The organism is Armatimonas sp. (genome assembly GCF_043757465.1).
GTDB lineage: Bacteria > Armatimonadota > Armatimonadia > Armatimonadales > Armatimonadaceae > Armatimonas.
The window spans coordinates 19,739-37,273 of record NZ_JAYVPL010000147.1 but is presented as its reverse complement, the minus strand read 5'-3'; the positions used below and the strand labels follow the sequence as shown (position 1 = coordinate 37,273).

Below are 17,535 nucleotides of genomic sequence, written 5' to 3'. Positions count from 1 at the left end.
GGGGACAGGGAAGAGTGTTGCCTGGTCGGAGCCGGTCACAGTACGTACTCCATATGGCCTCTATCGTGGGGCAATTGGAGACCTGATTGATCAGGTTCTTGGGACTGAGCAGTTCGCTGAGACCGTCGAAGCCATTCCAACAGGAAATTGGCAGGTAATGTCATGGAATCCTGAAACAGGTGTAACCGAGTGGCGGAAAATTACAGGACTAAGCCGTCATTCTGCGCCTGATTGTATGTTTACTGTGACGACAGGATGTGGCCGGAGAGTGGAGATTACAGGAGACCACAGTGTTTGGGTCTTGCGAAAAGGTGAGCTTGTTCTGACAAAAGGAAATGAGATTTGTACGAGCGATTCACTTCCTATTCCACGCACTCTCCCTTCTCTTTCCTCTCCACCATTAGATTTTCTGAATCTTTTGGATCTCCTAGATCACCCGGGGCTGTTTGGCAAACTTCTAGTACCTTTAGAGCGCAATGTGTTGGAGCAGTATATAGATCATCCTAATGCAAAAGAAAAATCTTTTCGTTTTTGGAAATCAGGAGAAGGTTTAGCGTTACATACTATACGACGATTGGTTGCAAATCACGTTGTCGGATTAGATAAGGTACAAATTGGTGGGAAAATAATTTCTCTTCCTGCACAGTTACCTATCACTGGTTCTTTGATGACACTTTTTGGTCAGTATATTGCAGAAGGTAATACAAGCGGTCGCCATACTCAAATTACGGTTCGTGATGTGGAAGTGCATCAGATTGTGCAGGATGCACTGGTAGATTGCAAGATCAATTACGGCTTAACACCACATGGGGATTTTCTAACCGGAGCACGGGTTTGGTTTGAACTATTTCATGGTACTTGTGGCGGACATGCGGGCGAAAAACGCCTTCCGAACTTTTGGATTTCTCTTTCTGATGATCAGCTTGGAGCTTTACTACGCGCTTATTTTGAAGGTGATGGTGGGGTTGAAAAAGGGGGAGTTCTCGCAGTTTCACTGAGTCCTACTCTAATGAGTGATATTGCTGAAGCCTTGTTACGATTTGGTATCTGGGCACGTTTAAGAGTTGTAAAAAAGAAAAAGCCTAATAGTGATTATGGTACCTATACTAAACTGACAATTTCTGGTGCAGAGAATTTAAAGCTGTATGCGACAAAAATAGGATTTTTGAGTCAGAGAAAAAAGACAGCACTCAATGGACTGCTTTCCGGTGCGGGAAATACGAACGTTGATCTCGTTTATGGAATTGGCTCTCTATTAAAAGTTGCTCGCCATTCTGTTCGCTATACACAGAGCGAACTAGCGAGGAAAATGAACTGCTCGAAAGGGATGGTTCGAGCGGTTGAAAGTGGTCATCGGAATCCATCACGAGCACTTTTTTTGCGATTTTGTGAGCACTTGCCTGTATCTGAATCTGTTTGTGGATTGGCGAACGTTTTCTGGTCACCTGTGGAAAGAGTTGACTGTCACTCACCGACCAGCGAGTTTGTGTACGATTTTAGTGTTGACGGGTTTGAAACATTCTTGACAGGAAGTGGTGGTTTATTTGTTCATAATACGATCACTATTGCGAAAGTGATCGAGCAGGTGCAGCGTCCTACTCTGGTGATGGCGCACAATAAAACGCTCGTGGCGCAGCTCTGCACGGAGCTTAAAGAGTGCTTTCCGAATAATGCGGTTGAGTACTTTGTCAGCTACTTCGACTACTACCAGCCCGAGGCGTATATCCCACAGACCGATACGTTTATCGAGAAAGACAGCTCCGTCAACGAGGAAATCAATCGCTTGCGCCACTCGGCGACCCAGGCGATTCTCTCGCGACGCGACACGATTATTGTGGCGTCGGTCTCGTGTATCTATGGGCTGGGCTCGCCGAAAGAGTATAAAAATAAGCTGGTCTGGTTTGAAGTGGGGCAGGACTGCGACCGTGACGAGATTCTTCGGCGTTTGGTCAGCATGCAGTTCTCCCGCAACGATGTGGCGCTGACACTGGGCACTTTTCGCGTCAAAGGCGATACCCTGGAGATTCAGCCTATCAATGAGGAGATTATCTACCGGATTGAGTTCGATTGGGATACTGTGCGGCGCATCAGCTCCCTTGACCCTGTGACCGGCGAGACGCTGAGCGAGCGCGACGAGCTCTCGATCTTTCCCGCGACGCACTGGGTGAGCGACCCGGAGAAGATCGAGGGGATTATCACCAAGATCGAGACCGAGATGGAGGCGCAGGTCAAGAAGTTCGAGACCGAGGGCAAGCTCATCGAGGCGCAGCGGATACGTCAGCGCACGAACTTTGACATGGAGATGGTGCGTGAGATGGGTTTTTGCTCGGGGATTGAGAACTACTCCCGCTGGTTCGATGAGCGTGATGCGGGCTCTGCGCCTAATACACTGATGGAGTACTTCCCCGACGATTTTTTGATTGTCCTAGACGAGAGCCACCAAACCATTCCGCAGCTCAATGCAATGTACGCCGGAGATAAAAAGCGCAAAGAAACGCTGATTGAGTACGGGTTCCGGCTGCCGTCGGCTGCTGATAACCGCCCGCTGCGCTTTCAGGAGTTTGAGAAGCAGGCCGCGCAGATGATCTTTGTCTCCGCGACGCCCTCCGCCTACGAGCGTCAGCACTCCGAGCGCATCGCCGAGCAGATTATTCGCCCGACGGGGCTTGTGGACCCGACCATTATTATCCGCCCCAGCAAGGGCCAGATAGACGACCTGATTGGGGAGATTCGAGATCGTATCGAGAAGCACGAGCGTATTATTGTCACGACGCTCACCAAGAAAATGGCCGAGGATCTCACTGAGTATTTAGTGGAACTGGGCATCAAAGTCCAGTATCTCCACTCGGATGTCCATACCCTAGAGCGCTCCGAGATTCTGCGCGATCTACGGCTCGGTGTCTATGATGTGGTTGTCGGCATTAACTTACTGCGCGAGGGCTTGGATCTACCCGAAGTCTCGCTGGTTGCGATTCTCGATGCCGATAAAGAGGGCTTCCTGCGCTCCGAGACATCGCTGATCCAGACCATTGGCCGCGCCGCCCGAAACTCGGAGGGAATTGTGCTGATGTACGCCGATAACATCACCGGCTCGATGCAGCGTGCCATTGACGAGACCGACCGGCGGCGCGCGATTCAAGTGGCACATAACACGAAGCACGGCATCACGCCCACCACAATTAAGAAAGCCATTCAGGATGTCTTAGCTGCCAAGCAAGTCGCCGAGGCGAAGAGCTACTATAAAGTCGCCAAAGACGCCGCCCCGGAGACGCTCCCGCTCGATCAGCTTCTTCTGGCGCTCACGGACATGGAAAAAGAGATGAAGCAAGCCGCGAAGAACCTAGACTTCGAACACGCCGCCTTGCTCCGTGACGAGATGAGCCGATTAAAGAAGCTTCTCCCAGCAGAGATGAAGAAGAAGTAGCACTTTTTGCTTCCCTGTGCCTTTCTATCCCCTAAAATGCGTACCTCCGTCGAGGCAGTTCTTGCCGTTCTTGAGCAACACATGGAGCAGGTACACAAGCAGATTGTCCATCATATTGATAGCCATCTTGATCTTAACCGTACCCGGGTGCCTGCGATGGGGGTAGCGCCTGAGATAACCCTTCGCGGAGCCGGAGAGTGGCCCCGCGATGCGAGGTCGGGAGGCAAACCACTCACGGGGGGAGGAATTAACCAGAGCGCTATGGAAATAGATACCCCAATGATTCCTCAAGCGCTCGTACTCGTTCGGGAAATCCCTGCGCCGCTCGCACTCACTCTGGAGCAAGCGCGGCAGCGTGCCGTCGAGCGCCATGCGCAGCTTGCCCGGGCGAGGTCGCAGGCACAGCAAGCGCAGGAACGGGTGACACAGGCGCAGGCGGCGGAGCGCCCGTCGGTGTTTTTCCAGGCTGTGGTCAGTCGTGGCCCGACGGGTGCGCCTGCTTTTGGGCCGCTCAATAACCCGGGCCTGAGCGGCGTGCCCCCCCAGGGCTTGGCGGGAATTGCGGGCGATCCGATCAAGAAACAGTTCGGGGCGAGCCTCAATCTCCAGCAGACACTTCTGGACGGCGGCAAGGCAAAGGATATTATTGCCAGCCGCGCCCTCGCCGCCGAAGCCGCCGGAAGCGAGGTACGGGTTCAGCAAGCACAAATATTACTCCTCGTGGATCGAGCCTATCTTGCGGTGCTGCGTGCGGAGCGACGGATACGCATCGCGCAGGAGAGCCTGCGCCAGCGTGAGACAACCGAGCAGCAGGCAAGGCTCTTTTCCGAATCAGGTTTGAAATCGGGCGTGGATGCCCAGCTTGCACTTGCCAGTGTCGCGGAGGCGCGCGGGGCTCTCGCATCGGCAAAGAGCGAGCGGCTCAGTGCGATTGCCGCTCTGAACCACGCAATGGGGGAGACGGGCCTGACCGAGTGGGCGCTCACACTGCCCACGCCCGAGAAGCTTTCGCAGACCCTGAGCGCGGCGCTAGAGCTCGCCGCTCGCCAGCGCCCGGAGCTTACTGGAATGGGGCTGCTCCGCCAGTCCGCCGAAGCGGCGGCGGCGAGCCTGAAGAAAGAGTTTCGTCCGCGTTTGGATGGCATTGCCAGCGTCGGGGCGCTCAATCCGGGGCCGCTGATTCGCAATAATCAGCTCTGGGCGGTGGGGCTCGCCATGACGGTTCCTCTCTCGACGGGCGGGGCGATTGAGGGCCGGATCGCTGAGGAGCAGCGCCGTGCGGAAGCGGCCGCGAGTCAGGAGCGCGAGCTTCGGGAGCAAGTGCGCCTCGAAGTGACGCAGGCATGGCTGGAGATCGAGGCGAAAACAGCTCTGCTCGAGGCGGCAACCGCCCAGGTGACGGCGGCTCAGACGGCGCGGACACTGGCACAGGAACGCTACAAGCTCCAGCTCAATACGCTCGTCGAGCTGACCGATGCGGAGGCGCAGGCACTCAAGGCAAGCCTGCTTGTGGTCGGGGCGGAGTACGAGCTGGCTCTGGCGCGGGCAACCCTGCGCTGGGCTTTAGGAGAGCCTAAGTAATGAACCTAACCGCGCTTGCACTGCGCCGCCCGCTGACAATTCTCGCACTGGTGATCGGGCTTTTGCTCACGGCCTTTGTGGCGCTGCGACGGATGCCCCGCGATGTCTTTCCTGACTTGGGCGTGCCGACAATCTACGTGGCGCAGCCCTACGGCGGCCTTGATCCCGCGCAGATGGACGGCTTTGTTACCTACTACTACGAGTACCACTTTCTCTATATCGCTGGGATTGAGCATGTCGAGAGCAAGTCTATTCAGGGCGCGGCGCTCATCAAGCTCCAGTTCCATCCCGGCACGAACATGGCCCAGGCGCTCTCCGAGACCATTGCTTACGTGAACCGTGCCCGTGCGTTCATGCCCGCCGGAACCGTGCCGCCGTTTGTGACGCGCTTTGATGCGGGCAGCGTTCCCGTGGGCCAGCTTGTGTTCACGTCGGAGACACGCACCGTGCCTGAGCTCCAGGACGCGGCGCTCAATAAAGTCCGTCCGCTCTTTGCCACGCTTCCGGGCGTCTCTGCGCCGCCGCCGTTTGGGGGCTCCGCGCGCTCCGTGGTGATCCATGCCGACCCCGAGCGGCTGCGCTCCTACAAGCTCACCCCCGATGAGCTGGTCAGCGCGATTGCCAGCGCCAATGTGATCGTCCCCTCGGGGAACCTGCGTATCGGCTCCAAGATGCCTCTGGTGCCCACCAATGCCACGATTGGCGCGGTAAAAGAACTGGAGAGCGTCCCCGTGCGCGTCTCCAGCACCGGCGGCGGCCCACTGGTCTATGTGCGTGATGTGGCCACGGTGGAAGATGGCTCAGATATTCAGACGGGGATCGGGCTGGTCAATGGTAAGCGCACGGTCTATATTCCCGTCACCAAGCGCGCCGATGCGTCCACGCTCTCCGTGGTCGAGCTCGTGAAGGCAAATCTCGGCAAGTTCCAGAGTGTTCTGCCCGACGATGTCAAAGTGAGCTATGATTTTGATCAGTCATCGTTTGTGACCGGCGCGATCTCCAATCTCATGACCGAGAGCCTGCTGGGCGCGTTTCTGACGGGCCTGATGGTATTGCTGTTTCTGCGTGACTTTCGCAGCGCCTTAGTGGTCGTGCTAACCATCCCGCTGGCGCTCCTAATTGCCTTAGTGGGGCTGTGGCTCTCCGGGCAGACGCTGAACTTGATGACGCTGGGCGGGCTGGCGCTGGCCGTGGGGATTCTGGTGGACGAAGCCACGGTGAGCATGGAGAGTGTCCACACGCATCTGGCGGCGGGGGAGAGCCCCGCGCGGGCGGCGCGGCGGGCGGCAGCGGAGACGGCGGGGCCGCGCCTTTTGGCACTGCTCTGCGTGCTGGCGGTCTTCATTCCCGCGCTCTTCATGGTCGGCCCCACGCGGGCACTCTTCACCCCGCTCTCACTGGCCGTCGCGTTCTCAATGGCCGCGTCGTATCTGCTCTCCAGCACGCTCGTCCCCGTTCTCTCAGTCTTGTTGCTACGCGAACAAAGCCGCCATAGCGCCCCTGCCACCGGGTTTGTGCGTCTGCTCGAAACCCTCGTTCGGTTTCGTGCTGTCTTAGTACTCGGCTACTTTCTAATCTGTGGCCTGACTCTCTGGCTGGGGCTCGGAAGGCTCGGGGCCGATATCTTCCCCCGTGCCGACACGCACCAGCTCCAGCTTCGACTCCGTGCTCCGTCGGGCACGCGCATCGAGAAGACCGAGGAGATTGCGCTCCAGGTGCTGAGCTTTCTTGATCAAGAGGCGGGCAAGGGCGTGGTCGAAAAGACAATGGGCTTTATAGGGGTGCAGCCGCCCAGCTTCCCGGTGAATCTCATTCATCTCTGGACCGGCGGCCCGCACGAGGCCGTGCTTCAGGCGCAGCTCAAAGGCGCATCTCTGGAGCCGCTCAAAGAGAAGCTCCGGGCACGAATTGCACGCGAGCTTCCCGGTGTGGGTATCTCGTTTGAGCCCGGCGATATCGTCAGCCGCGTGATGAGCTTTGGCGCTTCTACACCGATTGAAGTCGCGCTCGCCGGGCCGACACTGCCTGTGACGCGGGAGTTTGCGGACTTGGTCAAGGCGGAGCTGCTCAAAGTGAGTGCCCTGCGCGATGTGCAGTACAGCCAGGCGCTGGACTACCCGACTGTGGCAGTGAACATTGATAGAGAAAGAGCGGCGGCGCTAGGAATGACGGCGGCGGATGTCGTGCGCTCCGCCGTTCCCGCCACCTCGTCGAGCCGCTTCACGACCCCGCTCTACTGGGCCGATGCGAAATCCGGCGTGAGCTACCAAGTGCAGGTGGATCTGCCGATCCCTCAGATGAACTCGGTGGCGGCGCTGGAGAGTGTCCCCGTGGCTGGGAAAAACGGCACGATGGCTCTGTTGCGCGATGTGGCCAGCGTGACATCGGGCACTGTCCCCGGCGAGTACGCCCGCTACAACTCCCAGCGCACCATCACGCTCACGGCGAATCTTGCGCCCGGAGTGGATCTTGCCAGCGGAGCCGCCGCTGTTCAGAAAGCGATCAAGGCCGCTGGGACGCCGCCGCCTAAAGTGAGTGTGGCGGTGCGTGGGCAAGTGCCCGTTCTGGGAGAGCTGCTGGAGAGCCTGCGGGGCGGGGTTCTAGCGGCACTGGTCGTCATTTTGTTGCTCCTCTCGGCGAGCTTCCAGTCGGTTCGGCTGGCGCTGGTGGTGCTGGTGACCGTGCCCGCGACCCTGGCGGGAGTCGCGCTGATGCTGGTGCTAACCGGGACGACGCTCAATATTCAGTCCTACATGGGCGCGATCATGGCGGTCGGGGTGGCGGTTGCCAATGCGATCCTCCTCGTGACCTTTGCGGAGCAGGCCCGAAAGCGTGGTTTGAGCGCGGTGCAGGCCGCGCTGGAAGGGGCGGCCAGCCGTCTGCGCCCGATCTTGATGACGAGCCTGGCGATGATCGCGGGCATGGTGCCCATGGCGCTTGGCCTCGGGGAGGGCGGTGCGCAGAGCGCTCCGCTGGGCCGTGCCGTGATCGGGGGCTTGCTGGCCGCAACCCTGACCACGTTGTTTATTGTCCCCGCCGTCTTTGCGCTTCTCCAGGGCCGCGTCCGCCAGAAATCCGCCTCGCTTGACCCGGATGACCCCGAGAGTGAGCATTTCACCGGAGAGAACGAAATCAAATGAGACTCCTTGCGATTTGTCTTTTTGCCCTGACTCCCCTGGTAGTCTTTACCAGCGGCTGTGTCAGCCAAACGGGGGCGCAGCCCGGCAGCTCTCCTCCACCTGCCCCCATTGTGAAAGTGCAAGTAACTACACCCGAGAAGCGGGATATTAGCCGTAAGCTGGGCCTGACCGGGGAGCTTGTTGCTGGGGAGCAGACCACGCTCGCGGCGAAAATATCGGGCTACCTAGGGAGTGTTACTGTGCGTGAGGGCGATCGAGTAGGCAGGGGCCAGGTGCTGGCTACACTCACCCTCCCCGAGCTGAATGCCGAGCGTCAGCAAGCCCAGCAGAGCGCGGAGGCACTGCGGATAGGTATTGAGGGAAGCGAGGCCCGCCTCGGTGAAGCGCACTCGCAGACAAAGCGCACGCAGTTGCAAGTCAAGAAAGCTCAAGCGGAGCAGCAGCAGGCAACGTCGGGTACAGACGAAGCCAAGGCACAGATCGAGCGAGCACAGGCGAGCTTGCTAGAGACAAAGGCGAGCCTTGCCGGAGCAAAAGCCAGCAGTGACGAAGCCAAGGCGCAGGTGGAGCACGCCGAGGCTGACGTCGTGCAAGCCGAGGCGGAGCAGAAGCTAGCCCAGCTCACTTTAGAGCGCTACGAGGCGATTGTGGCCAAAGACAAGCGGCTGCTCGCGGGCCAGGAGCTAGATACAGCGCGGGCAAAACGGGATGCAAGCCGAGGCAAGGTAGACGCCGCGAAGAGCCAAGTTCGGGCAGCCCAGGCACGGGTGCAGGCACTTCAGCAGCAAGTCGGGGTGGTCGAGGCAAGGCTGGCGCAGGGCGAGTCGAGCCTGAAGGCGGCAGAGGCAGCGCTTCAGGGAGCAAGGGCACGGCAAGCGACTCTCGGGGAGCAGACCAGTGTGGCACGCGGCGATGTGGAAGTGGCGAAACGGCAAGAGGCGACGGCTTCTCTTAAGATTCGTGAGGGAGCCCTCCAGAGTGCGGCGGGCGAGAGTGCCGCAACCCGAATGGCCGAGCTCGCCCGTTACCAGAGCCTTCGTGCGCCCTTTGCGGGCGTCGTGATTCAGCGGCACTTAGACACCGGAGCACTCGTCCAGCCGGGCACGGCGGTTCTCACCATTGCCGATCCGCGTGTGCTACGTCTACGACTCTTCGCCCCCGAGGCTGAGGCCAGCCGTGTGCGCCCCGGCACTGAGGTGCAGGTGCTACTCTCCGGCGAAAAGACCGCCCGCATGGCTCGGGTCTCGCGCACGGCCAGTGCTCTCGACCCAAAGACCCACACGCTTCTCGCCGAGGCCGATATGAGCGGTACGGGTCTGAATGTGGGGGCATTTGGTGCCGTAAAGCTGATTTTGGAGACCCACACCGGCGTTCTGGCGCTGCCCAATGCTGCGGTGGGCTCGGATAAATCCGGGAAGTTTGTCTTTATTGAGAGTGGTGGTAAAGTCAAGCGCCTCGCTATCAAAGTTGGCTTCGACGATGGCCAGTATACCGAGGTCACCGAGGGGCTCTCGGGGAGTGAGACTGTGATCGTCACCGGGCGCGATGTGCTCGCAGGAGGCATCGCCGTCGAAACCACCCCCTGGACTCCTCCCACACCGGCACCCGGGAAATGAGACTCTTTTTCGTCGCTAGCCTCGCGACACTGGTGGTGCTCTCGCTTCTGGCCTGGAAGCTAGAGCCGCGCTTTGCTCCCACGGGAAAGACCCCGCTTGTGTGGATCAGTGACGACAACCCACAGCGAAAGCTCCAGATCGCGGGCTTCAACACCGAGAGCCAGGACTGCTCGCTTCGCCTCGACCCCGACAACAGTGGGATGCAGAAGGTCATTGTCCAGTCGCTCGCGGGAGTTGGGCCGGATATCTTCGATACCAACGCCAATAACTTACCGGTCATGGTTGCCGCTGATGTGGCCTGGGACATCACCGACGAGCTCAAAAAGCGCGGCATTGATGTTGAAAAAGACGCTTGGCCGAGCACGCTTCCCCATGTCCGCTGGAACGGACGGCTCTACGGTGTCCCCTCCAATGCCGCCACCAATGCCTTGTTTATCAACAAGAAGCTCTTTGACGAGGCAAAAATTCCCTACCCGAGCGGCCCCTGGACCTGGGAGCAGTTCTTGCCACTCGCCCAGAAACTCACGGTGCGCGATGCACGCGGCAAGGCACAGCAGTTCGGCTTTCTGATGGACTGGTGGACGTGGCCGCAGTTCGTCATCCAGTGGGGCGGGCAAGTCTACTCGGGCGACGGCACACGCTGCACTTTGGACTCGCCCGAGGCAATCGCCGGAGTTCAGTTCCTCCACGACCTGATCTACAAGTACAAAGTGATGCCCTCGCCCGTGGAAGAAGCTGCGATGGCGACTCAGGGTGGCTGGGGTACCGGCTCCATAACGCAGTTTGGCGGCAACCGCGCCGCGATGGCCTTTGGGGGACGCTGGTGGCTCTGCACCCTCCGCAAAAAAGAGCAGTTCCCTGGTCTCTCGCTCACCGTGACCGAGTGCCCGCACTATAAAGACCGCGTTTTCTACGCCTACGGGCGCTCCACCGCCATTAACAAGCATAGCCCCCACCGCGAGAAAGCCCTCCAGTATCTCTTGTACATGACAGGGCCTACCTATAACAAAGGCATCAACGACCAGGCAGACGCGCTCGCCCCGTTCAAGAAATACTGCGAGGGCGAGGCGTATCTCCACAACCCAGCGTTTCCCGACGAGGACAAAAACGAGGTCTGGCGCGATGTGATGGCAGTGGGTAAGCCCAGTCCCCCTAGTCCGTTTATCAGCTCACAGCTCGCGGATCGGATTATCGGGCGACAGCTCGATCTCGTCAAAAACGACCAGAAGCCCGTCGCCGATGCCCTCAAAGCCGCCGCGAGCGAGGTCAACGCCGAGATTCAGAAAACCCTCCAGCGCGACCCGGAGCTAAAAAGACGCTACGACGCGCTCACGGGAGGAAAGCCATGAAGCGCCGCCAGCTTGCGATTGCCTTGCCGTTTGTGTTGCCCAACTTACTGGGCTTCCTGCTCTTCACAGCGGGTCCCGTGCTCTTCTCGCTCTGCATTGCGTTCTCCAACTGGAACCTAATGCGCTCGGTGCCCTTTGCCTGGACGGGCCTAGAGAACTTCGCCATGCTCTGGCAGGACAAAGACTTCTGGCTCTACTTCGCCAACACGCTCTACTTCCTGATCGGGATGCCTTTCGCTATCGCCGGGTCGCTTGCACTGGCGCTGCTTCTCTCGCAGAAAATTAAGGGCTTAGTGGTCTCTCGGACGCTGCTCTACCTGCCGAGCTTCACCAGCGGGGTCGCGCTGATGATCCTCTGGAAGGCTCTCTATAACCCAGACTTTGGCCCGATTAACTACGCGATCGAGGCGCTGGGCTTTCACGCCCCACAGTGGCTGCTCTCTACCCAGAATATCGTCGGGCTGGGCGTCGAGAAAGTGGGGCTTGACCCGAAGCAATTTGGCCTCGGGGCACGCGATGCGATTATCATCATGGGGGTCTGGACCGCGATTGGCGGGAGCAACATGCTGCTCTATCTGGCGGCGCTCACCAATGTCCCGCAGGAGCTCACCGAGGCGGCCGAGCTGGACGGTGCGAATCGCTGGCAGGTCTTTCGTAATGTCACCTGGCCGCAGCTCGCTCCCACCACATTCTTTATCACTGTGATGAGCTTTATTGGGGGTTTGCAAGGCGGCTTTGAGCAGGCCCGCGTCATGACAGGGGGCGGCCCCGCAGGCACCACAACCACGCTCTCGTACTACATCTACACGAAGGCATTTGAGGAGTTTCAGATCGGCTACGCATCGGCGATTAGCTGGGTGCTCTTTGCTATTATTTTTGTGATCACGCTGATCAACTGGAAGTTTGGCAACAAGGAGGTGGCGTACTAATGAAAAAAATCTTCCCGCACCTGCTTTTGATTGCTATCGCCGCGACCTCGCTCCTGCCGTTTCTCTGGATGGTGCTCGCCAGCTTCAAGCCATTGGCGGAGGTAGAGAAACTCAATCCCATGCCCACGCTCTGGCAGCCGGAGAACTACAGGAAAGTCTTCGAACAAGTCCCATTTGCACGCTACTACTTCAACTCGGTGTTTGTGGCGGCATGGGTGACGTTTCTGACCTGCCTCACCAGCGCCATGGCGGGTTTCGGGTTCGCCCGGCTTCAGTGGCCGGGCCGCGATAAAGTCTTCCAGCTCTACCTAGGCACCATGATGATCCCCGGCGTGGTGACCATGATCCCCAACTACACCCTGATGGTCAAGCTGCACCTGCTAGACAGCTACCAGGGCTTGATTGTCCCGGCGGCGTTCTCCGCATTCGGGACCTTTCTGATGCGCCAGTTTCTACTCACCATCCCGCCCGCCCTGGAAGAGGCTGCTGAGCTGGATGGCGCGAGCCCGTGGCAGGTGTTCTGGGACGTGATTTTGCCGCTTGCCAAGCCCGGCCTGGTGACACTGGCGATCTTCACGTTCATGGGTAACTACGGTAGCTTCTTCTGGCCGCTGGTGATGATCAAGAGCGAGCACCTGCGCACGCTTCCTATCGGCATGCTCTTCTTCGACTCGATCTATGGACGGCAGACCAATCTCATCATGGCCGCCAGCGTGATGAATATCATCCCCCTCGTGATTCTCTTTGTGACTTGCCAGCGTTTCTTAGTTAAACGAATACTATGAACCCGAGATCCCCGACGGCGCGTAGGGGCGGGCCACGAAAACGCAGGAAAAAGCCGAAACGGCGGCGAACAGTGGCGCTATGAAACGATCTGTTCTTCTTGCGGCGACCCTGGCACTGGGCAGTACCAGCCAGGCCAACGTCTCGCTCCCTAAGCTGCTCTCCGATGGCTGCGTTCTCCAGCGCAACATGCCCGTGCGGCTCTACGGGAGCGCAGATGCGGGCGAGGTGGTGACAATTACCCTCAAGGGCAAGACCGTCAATGCCACGGCGGGGGCAGAGGGCAAGTGGCTCGTGAGCTTCCCTGCACAGCCTGCCGGGGGGCCATTTGTGATGAGTGTTAAGGCAAAGAACACGCTGACTGTCAAAGATATTTATTTCGGTGAGGTCTGGGTGTGCTCCGGGCAGAGCAATATGGAGTGGCCTCTGGCAGCGTCGTTTGAGGGGAAATCGGAGATCGAGAGCGAGCCTGATCCACTGCTGCGTATGTTCACTGTGACCAAGTCTGTGGAGCTGATGCCCCAAGAGGAAGTCGCGGGCGGAGCATGGCAGAGCGCGGCCCCGAGTACGCGGGGAGGCTTCTCCGCTGTGGGCTACTACTTCGCCAAGTCGCTGCGAAAAGCGCTCGGTGTGCCGGTCGGGATGCTGCACACGTCGTGGGGCGGCACGCGGATCGAGGCGTGGATGTCAAAAGATGTCAACCTTGGGCTGGGAATGAACGCCGCCGAGTTCGCGCCGCCGGTTGTTGCCGCCGAAGCCAAGGCACGCTACGAACGGCTCATCGCACGCTGGAAAGCCGCCGGGGCGCCGCAGGGCGTGGGTGCAGACTCAGGGCGCTCCGACAAGACGACCGGGTGGGAGCGGGGCGGGGGGGGCGATGCCTGGAAGAGCGTGAACACTCCCGGCGAGTGGGACACGCTAGGCAACGACGAGCTGCTCGGCATAGACGGCTCCGTCTGGTTCAAGAAAGAGGTCGAGATTTCTGCGGAGCTAGCCGGAAAGGCAATGACCCTCTCGCTCGGGCCGATTGACGACCACGATGTGACGTTCTTCAACGGCCAGCAAGTGGGCGCAACCGGTGCGGAGACCCCCAATTCTTGGACTACACCGCGCAACTACAGTGTCCCCGGCAGTCTGGTGAAAAAAGGCCGCAATGTGATCGTCGTGCGTGTCTTTGACGGTTCGGGGGGCGGTGGGTTTGTCGGAAATCCAGCGGACATGAAGCTAGGTGCCATTGCCCTAGCAGGAGAGTGGAGCTATCGTATTGAGAAAGCTATCCCCGCCAATCCGGGGCTGATGCCCGGTGCGAACCCCAATGGCGCGAGTGCGCTCTACAACGCCATGCTCTACCCGCTCAAAAACTACACAGTCAAGGGCGGAATCTGGTACCAGGGCGAGTCCAATGTCGGGCGGCATGAGCTGTACTTCAAGCAGATGCCCGCCATGATCGCCAACTGGCAGCGCGACTTTGGGCTTACCCGTTTTCCGTTTTTTATTACCCAGCTCGCCCCGTTTGGCAACGGGGGCTCGGAGCGCATCGAGTACGCCCAGCAGCGCGAGGCTCAGAGCGCCGCGATGCGCACCGTGAAAGGCGGCGGAATCGCGGTGATCACGGACATCGGCAACGAGACGGACATTCATCCCAACCGCAAAGGTCCCGTCGGCGAGCGACTCTCGCTCTTAGCCCAGAAAATCGCCTACGGTAAAGATGTCTACGCCGTCGGCCCGACCTACAAAGAGGCGCTCGCGGGCTTTGATAAGATGATTGTCCGCTTCGACAATGTGGGGGCTGGGCTCGAAGTGCGCGATGGTGTCAGCTCCGAGAAACCCTTGCCCGTAGGGAAGCTTGTCGGCTTTGAGGTCTCCAGCGGCGACGGCGTTTTCTATCCCGCCGAGGCGAAGATTCGTAGCAAGAACGAGGTCGAGGTCTGGTCGAGCAAAGTGTCCGTGCCGCGCTATGTTCGTTACGGCTACAAGAACTTCACGCTCACGAACCTCTGGAGCAAGAGCGGCCTCCCCGCCGACCCGTTCCGCACGGATAAATAGTTCCTGCGAGGTCATTTAGCGAGGTGGTGCGCTTTTCGTCATTGCCATTATCACGAGCACCAAGGCGATGGCGCTGGCAAACGTGACAACTCCGGCGGGCCAGATGGCGTGGCTCTTGAGAAAGCGGGGGAGCATGCCGCCCAGAGCCAGCACGGCTCCGCCTAGCGCTAGCCCCAGGCCGAGCTTGGCGTTGTTGGTCATCAGAAACGCCCCGACTCCCGCGAGAGCGCCGCAGAGAACTCCGGCCATCACGGACATTACGGAGCCTTTCGCACCCCCAGCGATTCCTCCTACGACCATCAGAAGCGCGTAGGCGAACAGGTACATTCGTGTCATATCTTGCATAGTTTCAGTGTACCGTGTCATCGCATACATCAGGTAAAATACGACCATGCTCCCCACTTTTAATATCGGAATTGAAGAAGAGTACCAGACAATTGACCCCGAGACACGGGATCTGCGCTCCCATATCGGCACGGAACTGCTCCCCGAAGGCAGGCGTCAGCTTCAGGAGTCGGTGAAAGCGGAGATGCACCAGAGCGTGGTTGAGGTCGGAACTGGAATCTGCAACACGGTGTGCGAGGCACGTGAGCAGCTCTACGATCTGCGGCAGACCATTATCCGCCTCGCCGACAGCCAGGGGCTCAAAGTGGCCGCTGCTGGGACGCACCCATTTGCCAACTGGCGTGAGCAAGAGATCTACCCCGATGCGCGCTACGACACCATTGTGGATGATTTGCAGCAGGTGGCGCGGGAGAATCTGATCTTTGGATTGCATGTCCATATCGGAATCCCCGACAAAGAGACACGGATTCGGATTCTCAACTCCGTGCGCTATTTTCTACCGCACATTCTCGCACTTTCTACCAATTCTCCGTTCTGGCTCGGCTACGATACCGGTTTTAAGAGCTACCGCTGCAAAGTCTTTGATAAGTTTCCACGCACTAATATCCCCGATGCATTTTCGTCGTGGTCCGAGTTTGAGAGCTACGTGGACTTGCTCATCAAGACGGGTTGTATTGATAACGCTAAGAAAATCTGGTGGGACATTCGTCCCCATCCGTTCTTCCCCACCATTGAGTTTCGTATCTGTGATGTGCCCCTGCGGGTAGACGAGACTATAGCGCTGACGGCTCTGATGCAGGCCACGGTAGCCAAGCTCTACAAGCTCCACACACGCAACCAGGACTACCGCCAGTACAGCCGCGCCCTGCTCATGGAGAATAAGTGGCGGGCGCTGCGCTATGGAGTTACAGGTAAGCTGATTGACTTTGGCAAGCAAGAAGAGGTACCCTTCCGCGATCTGATGCTGGAGTATCTTGACTTTGTGGATGAGGTGGTAGACGAGCTGGGGTGCCGCAACGAGCTAAACTATATCCACCGAATGTTAGAGAATGGCACCGGCGCGGACCGGCAGCTACACGTCTTCAAAGAGAATGGCGGCGACTTGAGAGCTGTCGTGGATTACATGGTCGCCGAGACCCAACTCCCCCCCGAGCTTTAGTATGCACAACGCACTTTTACTCAACACCGAGTTTGATTCTGAGCTGACACCCGGCGCGGTGAATGCAGTCACGACTTGCTTGCGCATCCAGCCTGGGGAGAAAGTAACGCTGATCTGCGACGATGCTTGCCTCGCCATTGGGGCGAGCCTGGCACACGAGCTAGAGAGCCGTGGCTTTGTCTGGAGCGGCTTTGTTCTCGAAAAGCTCGTGCCCCGGCCCCTGACCGACATGCCCGCGCCTGTTCTGGCGGACATGGAGACCAGCGCTATCTCTCTTTTTGCCGTGCAGGTACAGACCGGTGAGCTGACGAGCCGTCGGCAGATGACCGATGTGGTGAACCGGCGAGAGATGCGCCATGCCCACATGGTCAATATTACCTCCGAGATCATGTGCGAGGGAATGCGCGCCGACTTCCGCGCTGTGGATACCCTCAGTCAGAGAGTGATCGAGATTGTCCGCACCGCAAGAGTAATCCGGGGAACGACACCCGCGGGCACCGACATCCAAGTGGAGCTGACGCCCGAGTACAACTGGCTCAAGACAAGTGGGATTATCTCAAACAAAAAATGGGGGAATCTTCCCGGCGGCGAGATCTTCACATCCCCCTGGGAGATCAATGGGGTTTTTGTGGTGGATGGCGTTGTCGGAGACTATCTCTGTGCCAAGTACGGGCTGATGCAAGCAAACCCGCTGACACTCACGATTGAGAAGAACCGACTCACCAGTGCTCGTTGCGCCAACAAAGCGCTGGAGGCCGAGTTCTGGGAGTACTGCCACACCGACGAAAACTCCAACCGGGTGGGGGAGTTCGCCATTGGCACGAACATTGGCCTGACACGGGTGATTGGCAATATCCTCCAGGACGAAAAATTCCCCGGTATCCATATTGCCTTTGGAGACCCCTACGGATTCCATACCGGAGCTGCTTGGCAGTCCTGCACGCACATAGATGTAGTCGGCCTACGTTTTGATATCTGGGCCGATGACAGACCGCTTATGCAGGCGGGTAGCTTTTTAGTCTGAGGAAAACCCGTAACATTCGTGACCTAGGTCACTATTTAGCGTGACTCAGATCACATCCGATTGATTTTTACTGTTGTCCAATGAGACCACGGCGAGAGAGTTCCACGGCTACCCTACAGGAGAAGGCTCCCTTCGCCGG

10 protein-coding genes and 2 pseudogenes are annotated in these 17,535 nt (G+C 58.6%); 11 read left to right on the top strand and 1 reads right to left on the bottom strand.

Going from position 1 to position 17,535, the window contains the following annotated elements:
* Positions 1–157: 157 nt before the first annotated feature.
* From ACH2ED_RS20485 to ACH2ED_RS20445, 9 genes and pseudogenes are all read left to right on the top strand, one after another.
* Positions 158–1,495, top strand: a pseudogene (locus ACH2ED_RS20485) (LAGLIDADG family homing endonuclease); the annotation flags it as partial.
* Between the two features lie 30 nt (positions 1,496–1,525).
* Positions 1,526–3,424: pseudogene (uvrB, locus tag ACH2ED_RS20480) on the top strand (excinuclease ABC subunit UvrB); the annotation flags it as partial.
* Positions 3,425–3,460: 36 nt separating this feature from the next.
* A complete protein-coding gene (locus tag ACH2ED_RS20475; RefSeq protein ID WP_395094586.1) occupies positions 3,461–5,005 on the top strand; it encodes a TolC family protein in 1,545 nt (514 codons plus the stop codon).
* On the top strand, positions 5,005–8,145 hold the full coding sequence (locus ACH2ED_RS20470) for an efflux RND transporter permease subunit (RefSeq protein ID WP_395094585.1): 3,141 nt from the start codon (positions 5,005–5,007) through the stop codon (positions 8,143–8,145). The genes ACH2ED_RS20475 and ACH2ED_RS20470 overlap by 1 nt, the downstream gene beginning before the upstream one ends.
* Positions 8,142–9,761 (top strand): efflux RND transporter periplasmic adaptor subunit, encoded by a 1,620-nt coding sequence (locus ACH2ED_RS20465; protein WP_395094584.1) that lies wholly within the window; start codon positions 8,142–8,144, stop codon positions 9,759–9,761. Before ACH2ED_RS20470 ends, ACH2ED_RS20465 begins: the two co-directional genes overlap by 4 nt.
* Complete coding sequence (locus tag ACH2ED_RS20460; protein WP_395094583.1) at positions 9,758–11,110, top strand: ABC transporter substrate-binding protein; 1,353 nt, start codon at positions 9,758–9,760, stop codon at positions 11,108–11,110. The genes ACH2ED_RS20465 and ACH2ED_RS20460 overlap by 4 nt, the downstream gene beginning before the upstream one ends.
* Positions 11,107–12,039 (top strand): carbohydrate ABC transporter permease, encoded by a 933-nt coding sequence (locus ACH2ED_RS20455; protein WP_395094582.1) that lies wholly within the window; start codon positions 11,107–11,109, stop codon positions 12,037–12,039. The genes ACH2ED_RS20460 and ACH2ED_RS20455 overlap by 4 nt, the downstream gene beginning before the upstream one ends.
* Entirely contained in the window at positions 12,039–12,824 is a 786-nt protein-coding gene (locus ACH2ED_RS20450; protein ID WP_395094581.1) for a carbohydrate ABC transporter permease, read from the top strand. Before ACH2ED_RS20455 ends, ACH2ED_RS20450 begins: the two co-directional genes overlap by 1 nt.
* Positions 12,825–12,903: 79 nt before the next feature.
* Positions 12,904–14,868 carry a sialate O-acetylesterase gene (locus ACH2ED_RS20445; RefSeq protein WP_395094580.1) on the top strand — a complete coding sequence of 655 codons (1,965 nt, stop codon included), beginning with the start codon at positions 12,904–12,906 and terminating at the stop codon, positions 14,866–14,868.
* Positions 14,869–14,883: 15 nt separating this feature from the next.
* Here ACH2ED_RS20445 and ACH2ED_RS20440 read toward each other — a convergent pair whose 3' ends face one another.
* Positions 14,884–15,213: a TMEM14 family protein gene (locus ACH2ED_RS20440; protein ID WP_395094579.1), complete on the bottom strand. Its 330-nt coding sequence runs from the start codon at positions 15,211–15,213 to the stop codon at positions 14,884–14,886.
* A 46-nt stretch (positions 15,214–15,259) separates the two neighbouring features.
* Between ACH2ED_RS20440 and ACH2ED_RS20435 the strand changes: the two genes are divergently transcribed.
* Positions 15,260–16,372, top strand: a complete 1,113-nt coding sequence (locus tag ACH2ED_RS20435; RefSeq protein WP_395094578.1) for a carboxylate-amine ligase — start codon at positions 15,260–15,262, stop codon at positions 16,370–16,372.
* Between the two features lies 1 nt (position 16,373).
* The gene (locus tag ACH2ED_RS20430) at positions 16,374–17,396 is read left to right on the top strand and encodes an aminopeptidase (protein ID WP_395094577.1); all 1,023 of its coding nucleotides are present in this window, start codon (positions 16,374–16,376) and stop codon (positions 17,394–17,396) included.
* Positions 17,397–17,535: the final 139 nt, after the last annotated feature.

Bases quoted from the DNA above. Each gene is read 5' to 3' on its own strand.
- ACH2ED_RS20475 (WP_395094586.1), top strand. From the start codon at position 3,461: ATGCGTACCTCCGTCGAGGCAGTTCTTGCCGTTCTTGAGCAACACATG.
- ACH2ED_RS20470 (WP_395094585.1), top strand. From the start codon at position 5,005: ATGAACCTAACCGCGCTTGCACTGCGCCGCCCGCTGACAATTCTCGCA.
- ACH2ED_RS20465 (WP_395094584.1), top strand. From the start codon at position 8,142: ATGAGACTCCTTGCGATTTGTCTTTTTGCCCTGACTCCCCTGGTAGTC.
- ACH2ED_RS20460 (WP_395094583.1), top strand. From the start codon at position 9,758: ATGAGACTCTTTTTCGTCGCTAGCCTCGCGACACTGGTGGTGCTCTCG.
- ACH2ED_RS20455 (WP_395094582.1), top strand. From the start codon at position 11,107: ATGAAGCGCCGCCAGCTTGCGATTGCCTTGCCGTTTGTGTTGCCCAAC.
- ACH2ED_RS20450 (WP_395094581.1), top strand. From the start codon at position 12,039: ATGAAAAAAATCTTCCCGCACCTGCTTTTGATTGCTATCGCCGCGACC.
- ACH2ED_RS20445 (WP_395094580.1), top strand. From the start codon at position 12,904: ATGAAACGATCTGTTCTTCTTGCGGCGACCCTGGCACTGGGCAGTACC.
- ACH2ED_RS20440 (WP_395094579.1), bottom strand. From the start codon at position 15,213: ATGCAAGATATGACACGAATGTACCTGTTCGCCTACGCGCTTCTGATG.
- ACH2ED_RS20435 (WP_395094578.1), top strand. From the start codon at position 15,260: ATGCTCCCCACTTTTAATATCGGAATTGAAGAAGAGTACCAGACAATT.
- ACH2ED_RS20430 (WP_395094577.1), top strand. From the start codon at position 16,374: ATGCACAACGCACTTTTACTCAACACCGAGTTTGATTCTGAGCTGACA.